The organism is Sphingobium soli (assembly GCF_020782245.1).
GTDB classification, from domain to species: Bacteria; Pseudomonadota; Alphaproteobacteria; order Sphingomonadales; family Sphingomonadaceae; genus Sphingobium; species Sphingobium soli.
In genome coordinates this window covers 56,308-79,886 of the sequence record NZ_JAJGNP010000008.1, presented here as the reverse complement: position 1 = coordinate 79,886, position 23,579 = coordinate 56,308, and the positions used below count along the sequence as shown (strand labels likewise).

The following is a 23,579-nucleotide window of genomic DNA, read 5'->3' as shown; positions in this document are numbered from 1 at the left end:
CAGACATGAAGACACAGGACCCGCCAGCGGGATTGAGCCGTCGCGCGCTCGGCGCATGGGCGGTCGGCGGCGGCGCGGCCATGGTCGCAGGCCTGCCGCAGGCGACCGCCCAGACACCGCCGCCGCCGCCCGAACCCACGCGGCTCAAGAGCGCGGGCGAGACACTGCGGCCCGAAATCGTCGGCAATTTCGGCATCGTTGCTGCCGGTCGTCATTATGCGGTGGCCGCAGGCACGCGCATCCTGATGGCGGGGGGCAATGCCACCGATGCGGGGGTCGCGGCCGTCTTTGCCGCGGCCGTGACCGAAATATCGCATTTCGGCTTTGGCGGTGAAGCGCCGACGATCATCTATGATAGCGGCACGAAGGACGTGACCGTCATCAATGGGCAGGGGACAGCCCCGGCGCTCGCCACGCCCGACAAATTCGCGCAGCTTGGCATGATCCCGGGCAATGGCCCGATGGGCGGCACCATTCCTGCCATGGTGGACGCCATGGCGCGCGCGCTGCAACTCAATGGCACCATGACGCTCGATCAGGTGATGCAGCCCGCGATCGAACTGGCCGATGGCTTCGTCATGTATAACTTCCTGGCCGAGGTTTTCGTCAGCCAGCAGAAGGCGACCGCGAAATACAAGACCGCCTATGACACTTATTATCCCGGTGGGACGCTGCCCAGGGTCGGCGAGATATTCCGCCAGCCCAACTTGGCGCGCACGATGCGCGTCATCGCCGCGGCGGACAAGACGGCCCTTGCCCGGACCAAGGATCGCAAGGCCGCGATCCAAGCCGGGCGCGACGCTTTCTATAAAGGCGACATCGCCCGACGCATTGGCGCGGCGATGGAAGCGGATGGCGGCCTGATGCGCTATGGCGACCTGGCCGATTATCGGGGCAAGCTGGAAGCACCGGTCACGACGGACGTGTTCGGCTACACCATCTGCAAGGGCGGCTTCTGGAGCCAGGGGCCGGCGCTGCTGATTGCGCTGAACATCGCGGAAGCAGCCGGCATCGGCGCTATGGAACCGGGCAGCGAGGCCTATCTTCACACGCTGGCGGAATCGATCAAGCTCGCCTTTGACGACCGCAATGCCTATTTCGGCGATCCCGACTTTGCCAAGGTGCCGGCCAAGGCGTTGCTGTCCAAGGCCTATGCCGCCGAGCGCGCGAAGCTGATCGGACCCAGGGCGTCGCTGGAGCATCGCTATGGCGACCCATGGGCGATGGAGGGCGGCAAGCGACCGACGCCCGCCTTCACGCCGCATATGCTGAAAAAGCCGCCGATCCCCACCGCCGACACGACGGCGATCGAAGTGGTCGACCGGCACGGCAATCTGTTCAGCTGCACGCCCAGTTCCGGCTGGATGCTGGGCGGCGCCTATATCGCTGGCGACACGGGCGTGCCGATGAGCAACCGCATGACCGTGTTCGACCTGGATCCCGAAAGCCCCAATGTCCTGGCGCCGGGCAAAAGGCCACGCACCACATTGTCGCCTTCGATGGTGATGAAGGATGGCGCGCCCTATCTCTCCATCGGCACGCCGGGCGGCGACAATCAGGACCAGCAGATCATGAACGTGCTGCTGCGCGTGCTCGCCTTTGGTCAGCCGCTTCAGGCCGCGATCGAGGCGCCCCGCATCAATTCCAGCCATTTCCACGGCTCCTTCGCGATCAAGAAGGATGAACCGGGGGTGCTGGAGATTGAGGATCGGGTGCCCCAGGCGGTGCGCGACGGGCTGGCCGCGCGTGGGCACAAGCTGGACGTGCTCGGGCCGTTTGGCGTGTCGACCGGCATCGTCGCGGCGGGCGTCGTGCCGGAAACCGGCACCCTGCGCGGGGCGGCGGATGTGCGGCGCGAACGCTATGTCTTTGGTTGGTAAGGGGGATACAGGATGACATCGTCGCTCAGGGCCATGGCCCTCATCGCATGGCTCGGCACGGCTGCGCCGGTGTTGGCCCAGCCTGCCAACTTCCCGCCTCCCGGCGGCGAAAAGCCGATCGCTTTCGACGTGCATGAAGGCACGTCGATGGCAGTATCGGCCTCCCCCGATGGCAAATGGCTGGCGGTCGACCTGCAAGGCAGCCTCTGGATCATTCCTGCCGCCGGCGGCAAGGCGCGGCGCATCACCGACTATTTCAACGACGCGCGCCAGCCCGTCTGGGCGCCCGACGGATCGCATCTTCTCTATTTCGCCTATCGCGACGGCGGCTACGACCTCTGGACCATCAAGCCCGATGGCAGCGACATGCGCAGATTGACGCAGGGCGCCTATGACGATCGCGAGCCGGTCTATTCACCCGACGGCAAGACCATCGCCTTCTCCTCCGACCGCAGCGGCAATTACGACATCTGGACGATGGACGTGGCGACCGGCGCGATGAAGCAGATCAGCAGCAATCCGCGCGAAGACCGGATGCCGACCTGGTCGCCGGATGGCCGGCGTGTGGCCTATGCCGGAGCGGAGGGCATGATGGGCGGCGCGCTCTACGTCACCGATCTCGCCACCGGGCAGGAAAGCCTGCTCAAAAAGGTGGACGGCAAGGCGGATGCCCCCTCCTTTGGTCCCGGCGGCGCGCTTGCCTATGTCGTGCAGGATGCAAGCGGCAGCCATTTGTTCATCGACGACAAGCAGGTTAGCGGCGCCGAAAATGTCTTCCCCTTCCGTGTCTCCTGGGGGACGCGCGGTGGTTATCATTATGTCTCGGACGGCAAGGTTCGGCAGGGCGGCCCGCGTAAGTCCACTGTCGATTTCGCAGCGACGCTCGAAGTCGTGCGGCCCAGCTACACGCGCGCCAAACGCGATTGGGATTCGACCGCGCCGCGCAAGGCGCTGGGCATCACCCATCCGCGCCTGTCGCCCGATGGCAGCCGCATCGCCTTTGTCGCGCTTGGCGATCTCTATGTTGTCTCATCCAAGGGCGGCACGCCTGAAAATCTGACCAAGGACGCCGCGCTTGACGCCGACGCCGACTGGTCGCCCGATGGCAGGAGCATCGTCTTTTCCTCCGACCGGGTCGGCGGCCTGCCGCAGCTGTTCATCAAGGATTTGAAGACCGGCAAGGACCGGCAACTGACGAACATGGACACCCAGCCGCTGGGCGCGGCATGGTCGCCGGACGGAAAGCAGATCGCCTTCATCGACGTCGATGGCCGCTGGGGCGTGGCGGGCGTCTGCGTCGTGGATGTCGCGAGCGGCAAGGTGACACGGCTTCAGACGTCGCTCGGTCAGCCTGGCAGCCCCAGCTGGTCGGCGGACGGCAAATATGTCGTCATCAGCCTGTCCTACAAATATTCCAACAGCTTCCGCGAAGGCACCAATCAGGTCTATGTCATCCCGGTCGACGGCACGACAAAGCCTTTCTGGCAGATTCCCCAAGAGAATATGTCGCTCGACACGCGCAGCGGCAGCGGCCCGGCCTGGTCGCCTGATGGCACCCGCATGGCGGGGATTTACGAAGGCCTGCTCAAGGTCTGGCCGGTGGCGGCCGACGCCAAGCCGCTGGGCCCGGCGCGCAGCTATACGTCGGACATCGCCTTCTTCCCGAACTGGAGCGGGGATGGCAAAACCATTCTGGTCCAGTCGAACGACGCGCTCAAGACCGTCAATCTGGAAACCGGCGTCGTCACCGACGTGCCGATCAACCTCACTTACCGCCTTGCCAAGCCGACCGGGCGCACCATCATTCACGTCGGCGCACTGGTCGATTCCGTCACCGACGCGACGCAGACGAACAAGGACATCGTCATCGACGGCAACCGGATCACCGCCATTCGCGATCATGATCCGGCCAGGAGCGACGCCACCGCCCGCTATGTCGACGCCAGCACCCTGACGGCCATTCCCGGCCTCATCGAATATCATTCCCATATCCAGAAGGATTTCGGTTCGAACCTGGAAAAGGCGTGGCTGGCCTATGGCATCACCACCGTGCGCGATCCAGGCACTCAGGTCTATGATGCGGTCGAGGATCGCGAGGCGGCGGAGGCAGGGGTGCGGATCAGCCCGCGCCTCTATACTGGCGGCCCGCTGCTTGAATGGCAGCGTGTCTATTACAAGATGGGCATTGCCGTCTCCAGCCCCGCCCATCTGGAGCGCGAACTGGGCCGCGCCCGCGCGCTCAGATATGATATTCAGAAAAGCTATGTGCGCATGCCCGACCTCTATCAGCGGCGCATCGTGGAGGCGGCGCACGCCATGGGCATTCCGGTGTCAGGCCATGAAATCTTCCCCGCCGCCTATTCTGGCGTGGATGGCACCGAACATATGGGTGCGACCAGCCGGCGCGGTTATTCGCCCAAACAGGGGCCGGGCGGCATGGCCTATGAGGACGTGATCCAGCTGTTCGGACAAAGCCGGCGGACGCTGACGCCGACCAATTTCGGCGCGCTGACCGGCTATCTGCAACGGCATCCCGACTATCGCAGTGATCCGCGCGTCAAGCTCTATCCCAGCTGGGCGCAGGAGAGCGTCACCCAGGATGATGATGCGATCGCCCGCATCGTCGGCCCGCTGCTCAAGGGGGGCCTTGCCTCCATGAAGAAGATGTATGACGCGGGCACGCAGGTCGTGGCCGGCACCGATACGATGATCGCGACCAACCTTCATGCGGAAATCGCGTCCTATGTCGATGGCGGCCTGACCCCGTTTCAGGCGTTGCAGACCGCAACGGTCAATTCCGCGCGCGCGCTTAATCTCGACGCCGGGACGCTCGAGCCGGGCAAACTGGCCGACATCGCGCTGATCGAAGGGGACCCGCGCGCCGACATCGCCAACACGTTCAAGGTGAAGACCGTGGTCGCCAATGGCGTCGTTCATCAGGTTTCAGACCTGATCGCCGCCGTGCAATAAGGGGATGAGCCGCCGGGATGCGCTGCGCACCCCGGCGGCTGATCGTCATGCCTTGAGGTCGAACCGGTCGGCGTTCATCACCTTCGTCCAGGCGCGGGCGAAATCGGCAACGAACTTGTCGCCAGCGTCGGACGCGGCATAGACTTCGGACAGCGCGCGCAGCTGCGAGTTGGAGCCGAACACCAGATCGGTGCGCGTGGCGGTCCACCGTTCCTCGTCGCTCGCCCGGTCGGTGCCGACGAACACCTCGTCGCCGCGATCGTCTACTTCCTTCCACGCCGTGCCCATGTCGAGCAGATTGACGAAGAAGTCGTTGGTCAGCTGCCCGGGCCGGTCGGTCAGAACGCCGTGCGACGTGCCGCCATGATTGGCGCCCAGGACGCGCAAACCGCCGACCAGCACGGTCATTTCCGGCGCGCTGAGGCCCAGCAGCTGCGCGCGATCGACCATCAGCTCTTCTGTCGGTACGTTGAAGCGCACCTGCAGATAGTTGCGGAATCCGTCCGCCTTGGGCTCCAGCGGTTCGAAACTGTGGGCGTCGGTCTGTTCGTCCGTCGCATCGCCCCGGCCTGAAGCGAAGGGCAGATGCAGGTCGTGCCCCGCGGCTTTTGCCGCCTGTTCGACCCCGACATTGCCGCCCAGCACGATCAGGTCGGCGATGCTGACGCGCCCGCCAAAATCGCGCTGGATGCCCTCATAGACAGCCAGCACCTTGGCCAGTTCGTCGGGCTCATTGGCGTCCCAGTCCTTTTGCGGGGACAGGCGGATGCGCGCGCCATTGGCGCCGCCGCGCTTGTCGGAATCGCGATAGGTCGCGGCCGACCCCCAGGCGGTCTTGACCAGCTGGCTGATGCTGAGGCCGCTATCGGCGATCTTGTCCTTCAGCGTTGCGACGTCGGCATCGCTCAGCACTGGCCCCGCCGGAACCGGGTCCTGCCAGATCAGATCCTCCTCCGGCACATCGGGGCCGAGATAGCGGACCTTGGGCCCCATGTCGCGATGGGTCAGCTTGAACCAGGCCCTGGCGAAGGCGTCGGCGAACTGGTCGGGATTGGCGTAAAAGCGCTCGGCGATCTTGCGATATTCGGGGTCCATCTTGAACGCCATGTCGGCGGTCGTCATCATCGTGGGCAACCGCTTGTCCGGGCTGTGCGCGCCGGGCGCCATATCCTCGGGCTTTTGGTTGATCGGTTGCCATTGCTGCGCGCCGGCCGGGCTTTTCACCAGCTCATAATCATAGTCCAGCAGCATGCGGAAATAGTTCATCGACCACTGGATCGGCGTCGGCGTCCAGGCGCCCTCTAGGCCGCTGGTGATGGTATGATCGCCGATGCCGGTTTCATGGCCGCTCTGCCAGCCAAGGCCCTGCTGCGCGATGTCCGCGCCTTCGGGCTCCGCGCCGACCAGGGATGCGTCGCCCGCGCCATGGCATTTGCCGAAGGTGTGGCCGCCCGCCGTCAGCGCCAGCGTCTCTTCATCGTTCATCGCCATGCGGGCGAATGTTTCGCGAATGTCGCGCGCAGACTGGAGCGGATCGGGCTTGCCGCCCGGACCTTCGGGATTGACGTAGATGAGGCCCATCTGGATCGCAGCCAGCGGGTTTTCCAGCGCGCGACCCTCTTCCTCGTCGATGCGCGTCAGATTGCCTTCCTGGCCGACCCAAAATTCTTCCGTGCCCCAGTAAATATCCTTTTCCGGCTCGAATATGTCCGCGCGTCCGCCGCCAAAGCCGAACACCGGCCCGCCCATTGATTCAATGGCGACATTGCCCGCCAGGATCATGAGGTCAGCCCAGCTCAGCTTGCGGCCATATTTCTGTTTGATCGGCCAGAGCAGCCGGCGCGCCTTGTCCAGATTGGCGTTATCGGGCCAGCTGTTGAGCGGCGCGAAGCGCTGCGTGCCGGACGACGCGCCGCCGCGTCCGTCGCCGGTGCGATAGGTGCCCGCGCTATGCCACGCCATACGGATGAAAAAGGGACCATAATGGCCATAATCGGCCGGCCACCAGGGCTGGCTATCGGTCATCAGCGCGGTCAGGTCGCGCTTGACGGCAGCCAGGTCCAGCGTCTTGAATTCCGCGGCATAATCGAAATCATCACCCATCGGATCGCCGGTGCGACCCTGTTGATGGAGAATGTCGAGCGACAATTGGTTGGGCCACCAGTCGCGGTTCGTGCGACCCAGCAGGCTGCGCATCGCGGCCGGCTCCTTGCCCGGATCGCTCAGGGGGCTTCCACTTGTCCTTGCGTCCATGGATTGACTCCTCTCTCAATCGGCCGCTCAGGGGATGTCGCGGCGTTAGAACTATAAGCCCCCAGCCCCCGCGAAAGGAAATCGGAAAAACCGCTGACAGTGACAAGCGCAACCGAACAGCCGCTGCGACCGTTCGAGCCGATAGGGCGGCGATGTGCCCGCTCTGGTAAGGAAATCTTAGGATTGGGCGCTAAACTGTTAGGCAAGAAGGAAAGGGCGCATGCACCAGACGCTGGAGGACGCCCGCCTGCGCAAGCTGGCGAGCTTCCACATCCTCGATACGCCGCCGGAGCGGGATTTTGACGCGCTGACCGCGCTGGCGCGGCGGCTGCTCGACTGCCCGATCGCCTTGGTGTCGCTGGTGGATCAGGATCGGCAATGGTTCAAATCGGCGCAGGGTCTGGGCCAGGTGCGGGAAACGCCGCGCGATCAGGCCTTTTGCGCGCATACCATCCATCAGGACAATCTGCTGGTGATAGAGGACGCCAGCGCCGACCCGCGCTTCGCGCGCAACCCGCTCGTGGTGGGCAAGCCGCATATCCGTTTTTATGCCGGGGTCCCGTTGCGACCGCATCATGACGGGCATTCCGATATGCTTCCCGGGCTTGGCTCTCTCTGCGTCATCGATACGCAGCCGCGCGCGCTGTCGCATGAGGAACGGGACATTTTGCGCGATCTGGCCGCTGTCGCGGAATCGCTTCTGCGTGCCCATGCCACGGCGCAGGATGCGCACTATCTGGCGGAACTGGCTGAGGAGCGGGCGGACATATTGGACGGCCAGCATCGGCTCCTGCGTCAGGCGGAAAAACTGGCTGGCGTCGGGTCCTGGCGTGTGTCGCTGGATGATGGCGTGGTTCAATGGTCCGACCAGGTCTATGCCATCCATGGCTTGCCGATCGGGTCCACCCCGCCGCTGGAAGAGGCCCTTGCCTTTTATTCTCCGGAGGAGGCGCGGCTGATCGAAAAAAGGCTGCGCAAGGCCATGCGAACCGGGGAGGGGTTCGACTTCGAAACCGATCTGATTGCTGCTGATGGGCGGATGCGCCGGGTGCGCAGCATTGGCGAAGTCGAATTCCGGCATGACCGGCCCGCCGCTATCGTCGGCGTGTTTCAGGATGTCACCGAACGGCACCTGCGCGAGGAGGAATTACGTCACAGCGCAAGCACTGACAGCTTGAGCGGCCTGTCCAATCGCGCGAGCTTTGAAAAGCGTCTGGGCGAAACTCTGGCGCGGTTGAAGAGACGGGCGGAGCCTGTTGCGCTCCTGCTCATCGATCTGGACGGTTTCAAGGCGGTCAATGACAGTTTTGGCCATGCGGCCGGCGATGATATCCTGCGGGCAATGGCGGCGCGCATGCGCGAAGGCTGTATGGCCAACGCTTTTGCGGCGCGACTGGGCGGCGACGAATTTGCGTTGCTGGTCACCCGTCCGCGCGATTGTGCAGATCTGGAATCCTATGTCCAACGGGTTCTGGATCAGCTTCAGGTGTCCATCACGCAGGATGGCCAGACGCGGCGCGTATCCGCCACAGTCGGCGCGACACTCGCCGACGGCCCCGGCGTCACGCAACTGGACTTGATGCGGCGCGCCGATCTCGCCCTTTACCAGGCCAAACGCCATATGCGCGGCACAGGCAGGATATTCGGGTCCGACGCGCCGATCATACGCGACGGAGTCGCGCTTTCCTAGGCAGCGGGCGATACTGTCGACCACATTGCGGGACCGTCGGGCCGGTCACTTTGGGCTTCGTCGCTTCATATTTTTCGCGAGCAAGACGCTGATTTCCCCGAGCTTTTCGCTTGGCCCTTTCGCCGCGCCGAAAAGGGACGCTTGACAACAAGCATGATTTCTTTCCAAATAACGCAATCAAAGCCCAATATGTGGAATATTGGAAAAGGGAGGATGACTGGTGCGGTTGCGTTATGTGAAACTTGCTACGATTTCTTATGCGGCTCTGGCGGCGGTTGCGCCGCTTGCCGTCGCTGCACAGGATGTCGCCCCTCAAGCCACCCAGGATGATGACGTCGCCGACATCGTCGTCACCGGCATCCGCTCCAGCCTTCAGGGCGCGCTCAATGCGAAGCGCAATTCGCCAACCGTATTGGACGCGATCTCGGCGGAAGATATCGGTAAATTCCCTGACAAGAATGTCGGCGAAGCGTTGCAGCGCGTCACCGGCGTCCAGATCACCCGTTCCGACGGCGAAGGGTCGGGCGTCACCATCCGTGGTGCCGATCCCAGCCTGAACCGGGTCGAAATCAACGGCACCACCGCCCTGTCGACCACGGTCGGCGGCGGCCGCGACGTCGATTTCCGCGATCTGCCTTCCGAATTCGTCAATCGCGTGGAAGTGGTGAAGTCCGCCACTGCCGACATGACCGAAGGCGGCGTGGGCGGAACCGTGCGCATCATCACCCGTCGTCCGTTCGACAATGGCGGCAAGCCCTATCTCGCCGGATCGGCGCAGGCCATCTATGCCGATATCGGCGACCATATGGACCCGCGCCTGGCCCTGATCGGCAGCGACACCTTCGCCGACGGCACGATCGGCATCCTGGTGTCGGGCACGTTCGAAAACCGCAATGTCGAAAGCCATCAGGCCCGCACCACCGGCTGGGTCCAGCTGCGCGACCCCAATGGCGATCTTTATGACCTTAACGACGATGGCATGGGCGATTTCTTCCCGGACATTCCCCGCTATGTCATCAACCGCCTGGAAACCCGTCGCTATGCGCTGAACGGCATCCTGGAATGGCAGCCGAGCGATGACCTCAAAGCCTATTTCGAAGGCAACTGGACGCGGTCCAACCAGTCCGTCACCTCGCAATATCTGCAAACCGGCACCAGCGGCGGCATCGTCGATACTGAAAACACCATCATCGGGCCGGACAATACGGTCCAGCATCTGGAAATGACCAATAATCCCGCACTGGCACAGACCAGCCAGCTGGGCGTTTCCTACCGCAACATTCTGGGCGACATTCGCCGCACCACCTATAATCTGGCGCTGGGCGCGGAATGGACGACCGGCAATCTGACGCTGACGCCGAAAATCTCCTATTCCAAGGCCAAGGCCTATAATAACGAGATCAACGCGACCGCCGCCGTCACCGGCATGGACAGCCTGATCGTCGATTATGCCAATGGCCAGAATGCGCCCAACATCATCCTGCCCAATGATCCCACCACCCGTGCGGGGATCAACCAGCTGACCGTCCTGCGCCGCCCGCGCTATGACGATCAGTCGGAGAAAATGGCCAAGCTGGACGCGGAATATAAGCCCGACGGCGGCTTTCTGACGTCGATCAAGATCGGCGGTCAGTTTCGCGATCTCAAGGTCACGAGCAAATTCTTCAATCGTTCGACCGTGCTCAACGGGTTTTCCGATCCCGCCGTCCAGCAGCAGATCGACAATGCGGTCGGCTTTGCATCGCTGGGTACCGCGCCCTTCTTCCACACCGGTGATCTGGGCTTTAGCGACGGCTATCGCCGCTGGCTCAACATGACGCAGGGCGTGGCCGACGCGATCGGCGTGCCCGATCCGTTCGAAGCCAATGGCTGCCCGACGCGTCCGGGCGGCACGTGCCAGGTGTTCACTGACACGTGGGAAGTGGGTGAAAAGAACTTGGCCGGCTATGCGCAGGCCGCCTTCGCCTTTGATGTCGGCGCGGTGCCGGTCACGGGCGTCATCGGCGCGCGCGTCGTCAATACCAAGGTCGACACGTCGGGCTATCTGAGCCAGGGCGGCATCGTCTCTCCGGTCGCCTATGACAGCAAGAACACCGAATTCCTGCCCTCGCTCAATATGAAGGCGGAGCTTATTCCCAACAAGCTGATGGCGCGCGTCACGGCGACCGAAGTCATGGCGCGCCCGCTGCCGCAGCAGCTTGCGCCGCGCTTCACGCTGGATGTGGTGGGCCTCACCGGATCGCGCGGCAATCCGGGGCTCCAGCCCTTCCGCGCGCGCCAATATGATGCGGGCCTGGAATATTATATCAACCGCACCAGCTTTGCGTCGGTGACCTATTTCCGCAAGGAAATCAGCAGCTTCATTCAGAACACGACGGAGGATTATACGGATCCGGCGACGGACGTCACCTATACCATCACCGTGCCCACCAACGGCACGCAGAAGGTGACGATCAACGGCGTGGAAGCCGGCGCGCAGCTTGCGTTCGACTTCCTCGACGTCCCTGTGCTCAAGCAGATGGGCGTCATCGCCAACTACACCTATTCCAAGGATAGCGGCTATGAAGGCGTGGATCGCTTCACCGGCGACTCCCTGCCGTTCCAGGGCCTCTCGCGCCACAGCTACAATCTGTCGGCCTATTATGAAGATGATGTGGTCAGCCTGCGCGGCGCCTATAACTGGCGGTCCAAATATCTGATCAACGCCGCCGGTCGCGGCGGCAACCCGGAATTTGGCGAAGCCTATGGCCAGCTCGACGCGTCGCTCAACATCACGGTGATGCCCGGCGTCGCTTTCTTCCTTGAAGGGGTCAACCTGCTCGACGCCACGCGCAAGGAGAATGCGAACAGCGTCTATCGCCGCACGATCATCGAAACCTTCGGTCGCCGTGTCTATGGCGGTGTCCGCCTGAAACTGTGATCGGGACCGGCCTTTCGCGCCGAACACTGCTCGCCGCGCTGGCATCCACGCCAGTCGCGGCGCGCGCTGCCCGCAAGATGCTCTATCGGGATGATTTCTCCCACGGTCTGGATCAGTGGCAACTGGAAGCCGCGTCTCCTCAGGCCCGCGTGTCTGCCGCGCAGGGCGTGCTCGACATCGACACGCCCGCCGGCCTAACTCTCTGGTTTCGCCAGCCGCTAAAAGGACCGGTCGCGATCGCCTATGACGTGCGCGCGGTGCAGGCCGGTGGACCGCAGGACGCGGTTAGCGACGTCAACGCCTTCTGGATGGCGCAGGACCCCGCCGTGCCGGGCGGGTCGGCGCTCGCCGCCCGCCGCACCGGCGTGTTTGAAGACTATGACAGCCTGCGCACCTATTATGTGGGCATCGGCGGCAATCGGAACAGCACCACGCGGATGCGTCGTTATGTCGGCCGCGCCGGTGATCGGCCGCTGCTGCCCGTGCACGATCGGACCGATCCGGCCGCGATGCTCACGCCCAATCGCTGGTTCCATCTGCGTCTGATCGCGGATGGCGCCCATATCGCGGTGGAGCGTGACGGGGAAACCCTCTTCGCCATGACGGACCGGCATCCCTATCGCAGCGGCCATTTTGGCGTGCGCACCACCCAAAGCCATATCCAGCTACGTAAATTCTCGATCACCCGGCTCTGAAGACCGGCATAGGAGGGGACAATGACCAGCATTTTGACCATCGGCCGCCGCGACATGCTGCGCGCCAGCCTGATGGGCAGCGCCGCCGCGCTGATCCCCTCCGCTGCCCGCGCCGCATCGACGATGCCGCGCAGCACGCCGGTCCGTTGGATCGACGGCGAAGCGCCCACGCTCAGCCTTGGCCCGACCTTCGGCGTGCCCTGGCCGCGCGGGGCCGTGAAGCCGGGCGCGCCACTGGCGGTGCGCGGCGACGGCAAGCCGCTCCCGTCCCAGCACTGGACGCTCGCCACCTGGCCCGACGGGTCGCTCAAATGGTCGGCGCATGCGCTGCCCGCCGGCATGGACCAGCCCGCGACCCTGGACGTCGCACCCGGCCGGCCCACGGCGCCGAAGGCGGGCGTCATGGTCCGCGAACAGGCGGACATGGTCGAAATCGTCAGCGGCGCGACACGCTGGCGGATCCCGCGCAGCGGTGCGGTTGCGATCGCCGGTGCCTGGGCGGGCGATCGGAAAGTGATGGGGCCGCTCACGCTCGTCGCGAGTATTGATGACGCACCCGAAAACGGCCGCCGCACCCAGCTGACCGGCCGGATCGACCGGGTGACGGTCGAACAAAAAGGCCCGGTGCGCGCGGTTGTCAGGATAGAGGGTATTCATGCAGGGGCGGGGCGCAGCCTGCTGCCCTTCACCGTGCGGCTTTATGCCTATGCCGGCGGCGATCATCTGCGCATCGTCCACAGTTTCATCTTCGACGGCGATCCGGAAAAGGATTTTGTCAGCAGCCTGGGCCTTGTCGCCGCCGTGCCGATGGCCGGCGCGCCGCATGACCGCCATGTCCGCCTCGCCACCACGCAGGGGCATCTCTTTTCCGAAGCCGTCCGCCCGCTTACCGGTCTGCGCCGTGATCCGGGAGAGGCGGCACGCGCGGCGCAGATCGCGGGTCGCGCCGTGCCGATGGACGCGATGGCCGACAGCGTCCGCCCCCTGCTGGATCGCATCCCGACGTGGAGCGATTTCAGCCTAAGCCAGCTCAGCGCCGACGGTTTCGCCATCGTCAAGCGCACGCAGGCCGGCCATGCCTGGGTCGACGCCACGGCCGGGACCCGCGCGCTTGGGCTTGGTTATGTCGGCTCGCCGATGGGCGGCGTGGCGCTCGCGGCCCGCTATTTCTGGCAGCGGCACCCGACCCAGATCGATATCAGCGATGCCGCATCCGACGAGGCGCGTCTGGCGCTCTGGCTGTGGTCGCCCGATGCACGTCCCATGGATATGCGCCCCTATCGCGGCGTGCTCGGCATGGAGGGTTATGATGCCCAGAATGAAGGGCTCGCCATCACCTATGAAGATTATGAGCCCGGCTGGGACAGCGCAACCGGCACTGCCCGCACCAGCGAACTGACGCTCTGGGCCTGCGCCGCCACGCCTGGCGCTGATCGGCTCGCCGCCATGGCGCAGGCCAACGCCGTGCCACCGCAACTGATGGTCGAACCGCAGCGCATCCATGCCGCGAATGTCTTTGGTCCCTGGGCGCTGCCCGACCGATCGACGCCGATGAAGGCGCGGATCGAGGACCAGATCACCAATCTCGCCGCCTTCTACGAAGCAGAGGTTGATCGTCGCCGCTGGTATGGCTTCTGGAATCATGGCGACGTCATGCACACCTATGACGCTGACCGGCACCAGTGGCGCTACGACATTGGCGGCTTTGCCTGGGACAATAGCGAATTGTCGCCCGACCTGTGGCTGTGGCTGAGCGTCCTGCGCACCGGCGATGCGGGCCTGTTCCGCTTCGCCGAGGCGATGACCCGCCATACGGGCGAGGTCGACGTCTATCATCTCGGCCGCTTCAAGGGATTGGGCACGCGTCATGGCGTCCAGCATTGGAGCGACAGCAGCAAGCAGCCGCGCATTTCCAACGCGATCTATCGGCGCATCTATTATTATCTGACCGGCGACGAACGGGTCGGGGACCTGATGCGCGACCTGCTACTGTCCGACCAGACGCTCGCCCATGTCGAAATCGGCCGCAAGGTGCCGGGCGCGGAACGCAAGACGTTGCCCGACGGCGTCATAGAGATGACCTTTGGCACCACCTGGTGCGCGGTCGCTTCCTCCTGGCTTGCCGAGTGGGAACGGACCGGCGAGCGAAAATGGCGCGACCGGCTGCTTGCCGGCATGACCAGCATCGGCGGCCTGCAATATGGCTGGCTGACCGGGACCGCGCCGTTCGACCTGTCGACTGGCCGCTTCCTGGGCAAGGGCGACAGCATATCGGTATCGCATCTCAATGCCGTGTTCGGCGCGCTCGAACTCAATGCCGAACTGCTCGACCTGCTTGATGTGCCTGCCTACCGCACGGCCTGGCTTGACTATTGCCGTTGGTTCAACGCCCCGCGCGCGCAATGGGAGGCGAAATTCCCCTTCCCTTATCGCGGCCGCAATCTGCGTGAAGGTCATTCTCGCCTGACCGCCTATCTGGCGCATGAGACGCGCGATCCAGCGATGGCGCGCCGCGCCTGGGAGGAGTTTTTCTCGGGCGAAGCGGGCCTTGGCCTGTCGCATGGCGATCCGCGCGTGACGCTGCAAGGACCGCAAATCCTTGGCCCCACGGTCGAATGGCCCCATGTCTCCACCAATGCCGCGGCCCAATGGGGGCTGGCGGCGATCGAAAATCTGGCGCTCATCCCCGATGCGCTGCCGGCCCAAGGCTGAAGAAGGATATCTCCATGAAAAGCGGCATCTCGCTCCTCGCGCTGGCGGCGCTCGCCTGGACCGGCGCTGCGGTGGCCAAGCCGGTGAAACAGTGGACCGACGCCACCACCGGGCATGAGATCGTCCAGATCACCGATGCGCCTGGCGGCGCGGCCAGCCTCTATTTCCACCAGAACAGCTATACGCCCCAGGGCGACAAGATGGTCATCTCGACGCCCGATGGCATCAGCGTCGTGACGCTGGCCGACTGGAGCGTGACGCCGCTGGTCAAGGGGCGCGACCTGCAACTGCTCTTTACCGGCCGCCGGACGCGCACGGCCTATTATGCCGGCCACCGTCGCGACGATGCAGGCGGGGCGACGACCATTTTCGCCGCCGACATCGACAGCGGCAAGACGCGGCGCATCGCGACCGTGGCAAAGGGCTCGATCGGCTCGATCAATGCTGACGAAACCTTGCTGCTTGGCCAATGGGCGGCGAGCGACAAGCCGCTTCAGCCCGATGGCACGAAGAAGGGTGGCGAACCGGAAATCAAGCAGCAGTTCGGCCAGGCCAACTACGCCGCCACCGGCCCCGACGGCCAGCCGCTGACGTTCGCCGAAGCGAAGGAAGTGCGCCTCAATGAACGGCTGGAGGCGAAGATTCCGATGGAGATCTTCACCATCGACATTCGCACCGGCGAGCGGAAGGTGGTGGTCGCCTCGACCGACTGGCTCAACCATGTCCAATTCTCGCCCACCGATCCCGGCCTTATCATGTATTGCCACGAAGGTCCCTGGCACAAGGTCGATCGCATCTGGACCATCCGCACCGATGGCACGGGCAAGCAACTTGTCCACAAACGTTTCATGAACATGGAAATCGCCGGCCACGAATTTTTCTCGCCGGACGGAAAATGGATCTGGTACGATCTGCAGACGCCGCGCGGGGAGGTGTTCTGGCTCGCGGGCTATGAACTCGCGACCGGCCATCGCCGCTGGTATCATGTCGACCGCAATATGTGGTCGGTCCATTATAATCAGGCGCCCGATCTGCAACATTTCTCCGGCGATGGCGGTGACAGCGAAATGGTCGCCCATGCGCCCGACGGAAAATATCTCTATCTCTTCACACCCAAAGACATTCCCGACGTGGCGGGCATTCATGCCGACAATGCGGCCGATCTCGTCGCGCCCGGCACGTTCGACGCGGAAAAGATCGTCGATATGGCGCGCCATGACTATCGGTTGGAACCCAATATCACCTTCACGCCCGATGGCGCATGGATGATCTTCCGCTCCAACATGGACGGCAGCAACCAGGTCTATGCCGTCAGGGTGAAGAAATAGGCGCGGTCTTCATCCCCTGATCGGGGCGCAGGGGCGCGGCGCCAAGCCGCCGATCAGCGTATCGACCAGCGCGGCGGCAATTTCTTCCGCGCTGGACGGTCCGTTGGGATCGTGCCAGCGCGCCGGCCAGTTGAGCGCGCCGGCAATGGCAAAGGCGCTCATCTTGACGTCCACCGGCGCGATTGATCCGTCCGCGATGCCATCGGCGATCAGGGCGCGCAGCGTCCTGTCGATCTCGCTTTTGCGCGCACGGATTTCCGCTGCGCTTGGTGGCGAAAGCAGTTCATCGCCCGTCCGCACCATGCACCGGCCAAAATCATCCATGTTCGTACGCGCATAAGCGATCAAGAAGCGCCGCAACCTATCAATGCCCCGCCCTTCCTCGCTGCGCGCCTGATCGGCTGCGGCCCGCAGCGGCTCCAGCCCGCGCGTCACGCATTCGATCAACACCTGCTCCTTATTGCCGAGATAATGGTAGATGGTGGGCTTGCTGATCCCCAATGACGCCGCGACATCATCCAGCGATGTCGCATGATACCCCCGCGCATTGAACATGCGGACGGCCGCCGTCAGGACGGCGTCCCGCTTTTGCGCACGCTCCTGCGCCTTTTCCGCCCTTGTCCGAAACGGGGAAGCGGGCCTGTTGTCCATGTCTATCTGCACGTCTCGTCTCCGCCCTTCAGCTTGACAAAAAACGCATGAATAAGCAATATACTCACCAGTAGATTTATCGACGTCTCGACCGACGTCGCGCAGGAAGAGGACGCAAAATGGCACAGGATCCCATCGTCATCGCCGGCTATGCCCGCACCCCCATGGGCGGTTTTCAGGGCGCGCTGTCACCCTTGAAGGCAACCGATCTCGGCGCGGCCGCGGTCAAGGCAGCGATCGAGCGCGCCAAGCTCCCTGCCGATGCCGTCGATCGCATCTATATGGGCTGCGTCCTTCCCGCTGGCCTGGGTCAGGCGCCCGCGCGCCAGGCGGCGCTCGGCGCTGGCCTTGGCCTCAATACGGAGGCCACCACCGTCAACAAGATGTGCGGATCGGGCATGCAGGCCGCGATCATGGCGCATGAGGCGCTGGCGGCCGGCGCGGCGGACATCATCGTGGCGGGCGGCATGGAAAGCATGACCAACGCGCCTTATGCGCTGCCCAAGCATCGGGCCGGCGCGCGCATCGGCCATGACCGCATCATCGACACGATGATGATGGACGGGCTGGAGGACGCCTATGAACCGGGCAAGGCGATGGGCGTCTTTGCCGAAGAAGCCGTGCGCGACTATCAGTTCAGCCGCGCCGAGCAGGATGACTATGCGATCCGGTCGCTCTCCCGCGCCAGTGACGCGATTGCGTCGGGTGCGTTCGTGCGCGAAATCACCCCCGTGACTGTCTCCGGGCGTGGTGGCGACATGCTGATCGATACCGACGAGCAGCCCGGCAAGGCGAAGCCAGACAAAATTCCGTCGCTGCGGCCGGCTTTCGCCAAGGATGGCACGATCACCGCTGCCAATGCCTCCTCCATATCCGATGGTGCCGCCGCGCTGGTGATGACACGGCGCAGCGTCGCCGACCGGCTTGGTCTGCCGATCGTGGCGCAGGTCGTCGCGACCGCCGCCCATGCGCAGGAACCTTCCAAATTCACGACCGCGCCCGTCCCTGCGATGCGCAAGCTGCTCGACAAGGCGGGGTGGTCGATTGAGGATGTCGACCTGTTCGAAGTCAATGAAGCTTTCGCCGTCGTGGCCATGATCGCGGCGCGCGAACTGTCGATCCCGGCCGAAAAACTGAACGTCAACGGCGGTGCGACCGCGCTCGGCCATCCCATCGGCGCATCGGGCGCGCGCATCCTGACGACGTTGATTGCGGCGCTGCAAAATCGTGGGCTGAAGCGCGGCGTCGCAAGCCTGTGCATCGGCGGCGGCGAAGCCACCGCCATGGCTGTCGAGCTGGTCTGAACGGGGGGCGAAATCCATGGACATCAGAAATATGGCCGCCATCGTCACCGGCGGCGCATCAGGTCTCGGCAAGGCGACAGCCGCGATGCTGGCCGCCAATGGCGCGAAGGTTGCCATTCTTGATCTGAACGAGGAGGCGGCGAACGCCGCCGCGCAAGAGATGGGCGCCATCGCCTTCGCGCTCAATGTCGCGGAAGACGCCGCCGTCGCCGCCGCGCTTGATGAGGCCGAAAAGGCGCATGGCGTCGCGCGCATTCTCGTCAACTGTGCGGGCATCGCGCCTGCCAGCAAGACGGTGGGCAAGGAAAACGCGCCTCATTCGCTCGACCTCTTTCGCCGCACCATCGAGGTCAATCTGATCGGCAGCTTCAACCTCATGTCGAAATTCGCTGCGCGCGCCGCCGCTGTTGACGATGTGGCGGGTGAACGTGCCGTCATCGTCAACACAGCGTCGGTCGCGGCCTATGACGGTCAGATCGGCCAGGCCGCCTATGCCGCGTCCAAGGGGGGCGTGGTCGGCATGACATTGCCGGTCGCGCGCGATCTTGCGCAGCACCATATCCGCGTCATGACCATTGCCCCCGGCATTTTTCGCACGCCGATGGTGGAAGGCTTCCCGCAGCATGTGCAGGATGCATTGGGCGCGCAGGTGCCGCACCCCAGCCGCCTGGGCGCCCCCGACGAATATGCGCAACTGGTCGAATCCATCATCCGCAATCCGATGCTGAACGGCGAAGTCATACGCCTCGACGGCGCGATCCGGATGCCGCCGCGCTGATCGTCTACCCCAGTCCGCCAAGCTCCTGACGAACAGGCGCATAAAGATATTGCTTGGAAGCTGATAGAAACGATACGCATGATGCGTGTTGCCGTCGCCAGAAGACAGAAATAGAGGCGGGCAAGGAAAGATCGGGGGCATCGGGCGCATCGATGCATAGGCGCGTCCTGCTGGCCCCCGCGCATTACCGGCGCGTTCGGCGTCCCGGTGCAGGAGAAGGGAGAGGGGATAGTGAAAATCGCGATCGTGCGGGAGCAGGCGGAGGGCGAACGCCGGGTCGCCGCCACGCCGGAGACGGTGAAAAAATTCAAGGCGCTGGGCGCGGACGTCGCCATCGAAGCTGGCGCGGGGCTTACCGCCTCGATCGCCGACGCTGATTATGCTGCCGCTGGCGCGACTGTTGCTGATCGCGCCGCCACGGTCGGGGGGGCCGACATTCTGTTGGGCGTGCAGGGGCCATCGCCCGACAGCCTGATAGGTGCCAAGCCGGGCGCGTGGATCGTCGCCGGCCTCAACCCCTTTGGGGATCGCGCGCGCGTCGATGCCTATGCCGCGGCGGGCTATGAAGCGCTGGCGATGGAATTCATGCCCCGCATCACCCGCGCGCAGTCGATGGATATTCTCTCCTCGCAATCGAACCTGTCGGGGTACAAGGCTGTGCTCGACGCGGCGGCCGAATATGGCCGCGCCTTTCCGATGATGATGACGGCGGCCGGCACCGTGTCCGCCGCCAAGGTCTTCGTCATGGGCGTGGGCGTTGCGGGGCTTCAGGCCATCGCCACCGCCAAACGACTGGGCGCGCAGGTCAGCGCCACCGACGTGCGCGCCGCAACCAGGGAGCAGATCGAATCCCTGGGAGCCAAGGCGATTTTCGTCGAAAAGGTCGCGGGGATAGAGGGCGAAGGCAGCGGCGGCTACGCCACCGAAATGTCGGAGGACTATAAGGCCGCGCAGGCCGAACTCGTGTCCGGCCATATCGCCAAGCAGGACATCGTCATCACCACCGCGCTGATCCCGGGCCGTCCCGCGCCGCGCCTCATCTCCGACGCCCAGATCGCGACGATGAAACCGGGCAGCGTCATTGTCGACCTGGCGGTCGAACAGGGCGGCAATGTCGAAGGCGCGGTTGCTGGCGAAGTGGCCGAACGTCACGGCGTCAAGATCGTCGGCCACCGCAACGTCCCCTCGCGCCTTGCCGCCGACACCTCCGCCCTGTTTGCGCGCAACCTCTATAATTTCCTGTCCGCCTTCTGGGACAAGGAAAGGAACGCGCCGGTGCTGGACGAGGAAATCGGCAATGCCATCCGCCTGACGCAGGGTGGCAAGGTCGTCAACGAACGTTTGCTGGGCTGACGCTCATTTGGGCGCGGCCGGCCATCAGGTCCGGACCGCGTGATACCGCCCTGCCTCGGACAGGGTGAACGGGGAGTAGGAACGATGGACTTCATCTCCATCCTGTCGATTTTCGTGCTGGCATGTTTCGTCGGCTATTATGTGGTCTGGTCGGTGACGCCGGCGCTGCACACGCCGCTGATGGCGGTTACCAACGCCATTTCTTCCGTCATCATCGTCGGCGCGCTGGTCGCGTCGGCCGAAGCGGGCAGCGCGGCGGCCAAATATCTGGGCCTGCTCGCGGTCGTCTTTGCCTCGGTCAACATCTTCGGCGGCTTTGCCGTTACCGAACGCATGCTCGCCATGTACAAGAAGAAGGAGCGCAAGTGATGCACGAGCTTGCTCCCGTCTCGCCCTTCGTCGCCCTCGCCTATCTGATTGCGGGCGTCCTCTTCATCTTGGCGCTGCGCGGCCTGTCCAGCCCGGCGACCAGCCGGCGCGGCAACCGCATGGGCATGATCGGCATGGCCATCGCGGTCGTGACGACGCTCTACACCCATGACATTGCCAGCCTGCCGGAAATCATCGGCGCTATCCTGATTGGCGGCGGCATCGGCTTCGTCATCGCTCGCCGTATCGCCATGACCGCGATGCCGCAGCTGGTCGCGGCCTTCCATAGCCTCGTCGGGCTCGCCGCGGTGCTGGTGGGCGCGGCCGCCTATCTCAATCCGGGGGCTTTTGGCATCCTCGACACGCTGACCGGCCAGATCCATCAGGCCAGCCGGGTGGAAATGGGCCTGGGCGTCGCGATCGGCGCGATCACCTTTTCCGGGTCGATCATCGCCTTCCTGAAACTCAATGGCAATATGTCGGGCAAGCCGATCATGCTGCCTGCGCGCCACCTCATCAACCTTGGCACGCTGGCGGCGATCCTGGGCCTTGTCGCCTATTTCGTGACCGACCAGAGCCCATGGGTCTTCTGGACCGTGACGGCGCTCAGCTTCGTCATCGGCTTCCTGCTTATCATTCCCATCGGCGGCGCGGACATGCCCGTCGTCGTGTCGATGCTCAACAGCTATTCGGGCTGGGCCGCCGCCGCCATGGGCTTCACGCTGGGCAACAGCGCGATGATCATCACCGGCGCGCTCGTGGGATCGTCGGGCGCGATCCTGAGCTACATCATGTGCAAGGCGATGAACCGCAGCTTCCTCAGCGTCATTGCGGGCGGCTTCGGCGCGGAAAGCGGCGGCGCGTCGGGCGGCGCGGCAGCGGTGGACCGCCCCTACAAGCGCGGCAGCGCGGAGGATGCCGCCTTCCTGATGAGCCAGGCGGACAGCGTCATCATCGTGCCGGGCTATGGCATGGCCGTCAGCCAGGCGCAGCATGCGCTGCGCGAAATGGGCGACATGCTCAAGAAGGCAGGCGTCAGCGTCAAATATGCGATCCACCCCGTTGCGGGACGCATGCCCGGCCACATGAACGTGCTGCTGGCCGAAGCCAATGTCCCCTATGACGAAGTGTTCGAACTGGAGGATATCAACAGCGAATTCGGTCAGGCCGACGTCGCCTTCGTCATCGGCGCGAACGACGTCACCAACCCAGCGGCCAAGACCGACAAGACATCGCCCATCTACGGCATGCCGATCCTAGACGTCGCCAATGCCAAATCAGTGCTGTTCGTGAAGCGCTCCATGGGCGGCGCAGGCTATGCCGGCGTCGACAATGAAGTCTTCTACATGGACAACACCATGATGCTGCTGGCCGACGCCAAGAAAATGGTGGAGGAAATCGTCAAGTCGCTGGATTGATCGGCGCGTCGCTGGCCGGGGCGGGGGGACTCGATCCGGCCAGCGCCTTGCGCTCCTGCCGCGCGACGACGGCGGTGACGGTCAGGTTGGCGCTGGCGCTGGCGACCGTGCGCGTCATGTCCAGCAGCCGGTCGAACGGCAGGACAAAGCCCACCACCAGCGCCGTCTGTTCAGGCGCCACCCCCACTGCCGACAGCACCGCCGCCAGCATGAACAGCGAAGCGGACGGAATGGGTGCGGTGCCGAAGGCGGCGAGCGACCCGGTGAGCAGCATGATCGCCAGCATCGTCCCGTCCGCCCGCACTCCCAGCGCCTGCAGGCTGAAGACGCTGAGCAGCCCGACATACATGGCCGTTCCGTCCTTGCCGATGCTTGCGCCGATCGGCAGCACGGTGGAGGCGACGGCCGGCTCGATCGCCAGATCCTCCTGCGCGACGCGCAGGGCGACGGGCAGGGTGGCCGCCGAGGATGCGGTGGAAAAGGCGACCAGCAACGGGTCCACCGCCGCGCGGAAAAAGCGCCGGATCGACAATCGTGCGGCCAGCCGGATCAGCGGCAAATGCACCATCAGGATCTGCGCCGCCACCCCCAGCACGACGCACAGCGCCAGCCAGCCGATATTGGTGAACACCGCAATGCCATTGTCCGCCACCGCCTGCGCGATCAGCGCCAGCACGCCAAAGGGCGTCACCTCCATCACGATCCGCACCAGGTGAAACAGCACGCGGCTCGCTGAATCCAGTACGCCCGCCATCGGCCGTCCGTCCTCGCCCGCCAGGATGACGCCGAACCCGAACAGCATCGCAAAGAAGATGATCGCCAGCATGTCGCCTTCGACCAGCGCTGCAACGATATTGACCGGTACGATGCCGATCAGCTGATCATGCACCGACTTAGCCTCGCCCAGCGCATGGGGCGCTGCCCCACCCAGCGCCGCGCCGCCGCCCGGGTCGATGATGAGGCCCAGCGCCATGCCGATCGACACTGCGCAAGCCGTGGTCGCCGCGAACAGCAGCACCGTGCGGCCGCCCACAGCGCCCAGCCGCCGGGGATCGCCCAAAGCGGTCACGCCCGATGCGATGGACACGAACACGATCGGCACGACCAGCATCCGGATCAGCCGCACGAACAATTCGCCGATGAAAGCGATCCATGGCGCGGCCATTGGCCAGAACAGCCCGATCGCAACGCCCAGGACCAGCCCGCCGACCACTCGCTGCCACAGCGGAATGGCAAACCAGCGGCGCGCTGGCCCCAT

15 protein-coding genes are annotated in these 23,579 nt (G+C 64.4%); 12 read left to right on the top strand and 3 right to left on the bottom strand.

Annotated elements, in window-relative coordinates; genetic code table 11:
* Positions 1-5 precede the first annotated feature (5 nt).
* Both LL253_RS11430 and LL253_RS11425 read left to right on the top strand, forming a co-directional pair.
* On the top strand, positions 6-1,880 hold the full coding sequence (locus LL253_RS11430; RefSeq protein ID WP_228227220.1) for a gamma-glutamyltransferase family protein: 1,875 nt from the start codon (positions 6-8) through the stop codon (positions 1,878-1,880).
* 33 nt (positions 1,881-1,913) lie between these two features.
* The gene (locus LL253_RS11425) at positions 1,914-4,850 is read left to right on the top strand and encodes an LpqB family beta-propeller domain-containing protein (RefSeq protein ID WP_228227219.1); all 2,937 of its coding nucleotides are present in this window, start codon (positions 1,914-1,916) and stop codon (positions 4,848-4,850) included.
* A 45-nt stretch (positions 4,851-4,895) separates the two neighbouring features.
* Here LL253_RS11425 and katG read toward each other — a convergent pair whose 3' ends face one another.
* On the bottom strand, positions 4,896-7,103 hold the full coding sequence (gene katG, locus LL253_RS11420) for a catalase/peroxidase HPI (RefSeq protein WP_228227218.1): 2,208 nt from the start codon (positions 7,101-7,103) through the stop codon (positions 4,896-4,898).
* Between the two features lie 220 nt (positions 7,104-7,323).
* On the opposite strand from katG, the gene LL253_RS11415 reads away from it, so the two are divergent.
* The 5 genes from LL253_RS11415 (at position 7,324) to LL253_RS11395 (ending at position 16,448) form a co-directional block, all read left to right on the top strand.
* Positions 7,324-8,793 (top strand): diguanylate cyclase domain-containing protein, encoded by a 1,470-nt coding sequence (locus LL253_RS11415; RefSeq protein ID WP_228227217.1) that lies wholly within the window; start codon positions 7,324-7,326, stop codon positions 8,791-8,793.
* Between the two features lie 220 nt (positions 8,794-9,013).
* On the top strand, positions 9,014-11,713 hold the full coding sequence (locus tag LL253_RS11410) for a TonB-dependent receptor (protein ID WP_228227216.1): 2,700 nt from the start codon (positions 9,014-9,016) through the stop codon (positions 11,711-11,713).
* Positions 11,710-12,408, top strand: coding sequence for a DUF6250 domain-containing protein (locus LL253_RS11405; protein WP_228227215.1), 699 nt, complete (start codon positions 11,710-11,712; stop codon positions 12,406-12,408). The genes LL253_RS11410 and LL253_RS11405 overlap by 4 nt, the downstream gene beginning before the upstream one ends.
* A 21-nt stretch (positions 12,409-12,429) precedes the next feature.
* On the top strand, positions 12,430-15,120 hold the full coding sequence (locus LL253_RS11400) for an exo-rhamnogalacturonan lyase family protein (protein ID WP_228227214.1): 2,691 nt from the start codon (positions 12,430-12,432) through the stop codon (positions 15,118-15,120).
* Positions 15,121-15,134: 14 nt separating this feature from the next.
* Positions 15,135-16,448, top strand: coding sequence for an oligogalacturonate lyase family protein (locus tag LL253_RS11395; RefSeq protein ID WP_009823547.1), 1,314 nt, complete (start codon positions 15,135-15,137; stop codon positions 16,446-16,448).
* 9 nt (positions 16,449-16,457) lie between these two features.
* On the opposite strand, the gene LL253_RS11390 is transcribed toward LL253_RS11395, so the two are convergent.
* On the bottom strand, positions 16,458-17,099 hold the full coding sequence (locus LL253_RS11390; protein ID WP_228227288.1) for a TetR/AcrR family transcriptional regulator: 642 nt from the start codon (positions 17,097-17,099) through the stop codon (positions 16,458-16,460).
* Positions 17,100-17,218: 119 nt separating this feature from the next.
* Here LL253_RS11390 and LL253_RS11385 point away from each other — a divergent pair, with 119 nt between their 5' ends.
* The 5 genes from LL253_RS11385 (at position 17,219) to LL253_RS11365 (ending at position 22,321) form a co-directional block, all read left to right on the top strand.
* Complete coding sequence (locus LL253_RS11385; protein ID WP_228227213.1) at positions 17,219-18,403, top strand: acetyl-CoA C-acyltransferase; 1,185 nt, start codon at positions 17,219-17,221, stop codon at positions 18,401-18,403.
* A 16-nt stretch (positions 18,404-18,419) separates the two neighbouring features.
* Positions 18,420-19,181 carry an SDR family NAD(P)-dependent oxidoreductase gene (locus LL253_RS11380; protein ID WP_228227212.1) on the top strand — a complete coding sequence of 254 codons (762 nt, stop codon included), beginning with the start codon at positions 18,420-18,422 and terminating at the stop codon, positions 19,179-19,181.
* A gap of 231 nt (positions 19,182-19,412) precedes the next feature.
* Positions 19,413-20,534, top strand: coding sequence for an NAD(P) transhydrogenase subunit alpha (locus LL253_RS11375; protein WP_228227211.1), 1,122 nt, complete (start codon positions 19,413-19,415; stop codon positions 20,532-20,534).
* Between the two features lie 84 nt (positions 20,535-20,618).
* A complete protein-coding gene (locus LL253_RS11370; protein WP_009823552.1) occupies positions 20,619-20,903 on the top strand; it encodes an NAD(P) transhydrogenase subunit alpha in 285 nt (94 codons plus the stop codon).
* The gene (locus LL253_RS11365) at positions 20,903-22,321 is read left to right on the top strand and encodes an NAD(P)(+) transhydrogenase (Re/Si-specific) subunit beta (RefSeq protein ID WP_228221910.1); all 1,419 of its coding nucleotides are present in this window, start codon (positions 20,903-20,905) and stop codon (positions 22,319-22,321) included. Before LL253_RS11370 ends, LL253_RS11365 begins: the two co-directional genes overlap by 1 nt.
* Here the strand turns inward: LL253_RS11365 and LL253_RS11360 are convergent.
* Positions 22,305-23,579: a dicarboxylate/amino acid:cation symporter gene (locus LL253_RS11360; protein ID WP_228227287.1), complete on the bottom strand. Its 1,275-nt coding sequence runs from the start codon at positions 23,577-23,579 to the stop codon at positions 22,305-22,307. The two genes, LL253_RS11365 and LL253_RS11360, sit on opposite strands and share 17 nt — an antisense overlap.

Coding starts and splice junctions, on each gene's coding strand:
- LL253_RS11430 (WP_228227220.1), top strand. CDS start 6: ATGAAGACACAGGACCCGCCAGCGGGATTGAGCCGTCGCGCGCTCGGC.
- LL253_RS11425 (WP_228227219.1), top strand. CDS start 1,914: ATGGCCCTCATCGCATGGCTCGGCACGGCTGCGCCGGTGTTGGCCCAG.
- katG (WP_228227218.1), bottom strand. CDS start 7,103: ATGGACGCAAGGACAAGTGGAAGCCCCCTGAGCGATCCGGGCAAGGAG.
- LL253_RS11415 (WP_228227217.1), top strand. CDS start 7,324: ATGCACCAGACGCTGGAGGACGCCCGCCTGCGCAAGCTGGCGAGCTTC.
- LL253_RS11400 (WP_228227214.1), top strand. CDS start 12,430: ATGACCAGCATTTTGACCATCGGCCGCCGCGACATGCTGCGCGCCAGC.
- LL253_RS11395 (WP_009823547.1), top strand. CDS start 15,135: ATGAAAAGCGGCATCTCGCTCCTCGCGCTGGCGGCGCTCGCCTGGACC.
- LL253_RS11390 (WP_228227288.1), bottom strand. CDS start 17,099: ATGGACAACAGGCCCGCTTCCCCGTTTCGGACAAGGGCGGAAAAGGCG.
- LL253_RS11385 (WP_228227213.1), top strand. CDS start 17,219: ATGGCACAGGATCCCATCGTCATCGCCGGCTATGCCCGCACCCCCATG.
- LL253_RS11380 (WP_228227212.1), top strand. CDS start 18,420: ATGGACATCAGAAATATGGCCGCCATCGTCACCGGCGGCGCATCAGGT.
- LL253_RS11370 (WP_009823552.1), top strand. CDS start 20,619: ATGGACTTCATCTCCATCCTGTCGATTTTCGTGCTGGCATGTTTCGTC.
- LL253_RS11365 (WP_228221910.1), top strand. CDS start 20,903: ATGCACGAGCTTGCTCCCGTCTCGCCCTTCGTCGCCCTCGCCTATCTG.
- LL253_RS11360 (WP_228227287.1), bottom strand. CDS start 23,579: ATGGGGCCAGCGCGCCGCTGGTTTGCCATTCCGCTGTGGCAGCGAGTG.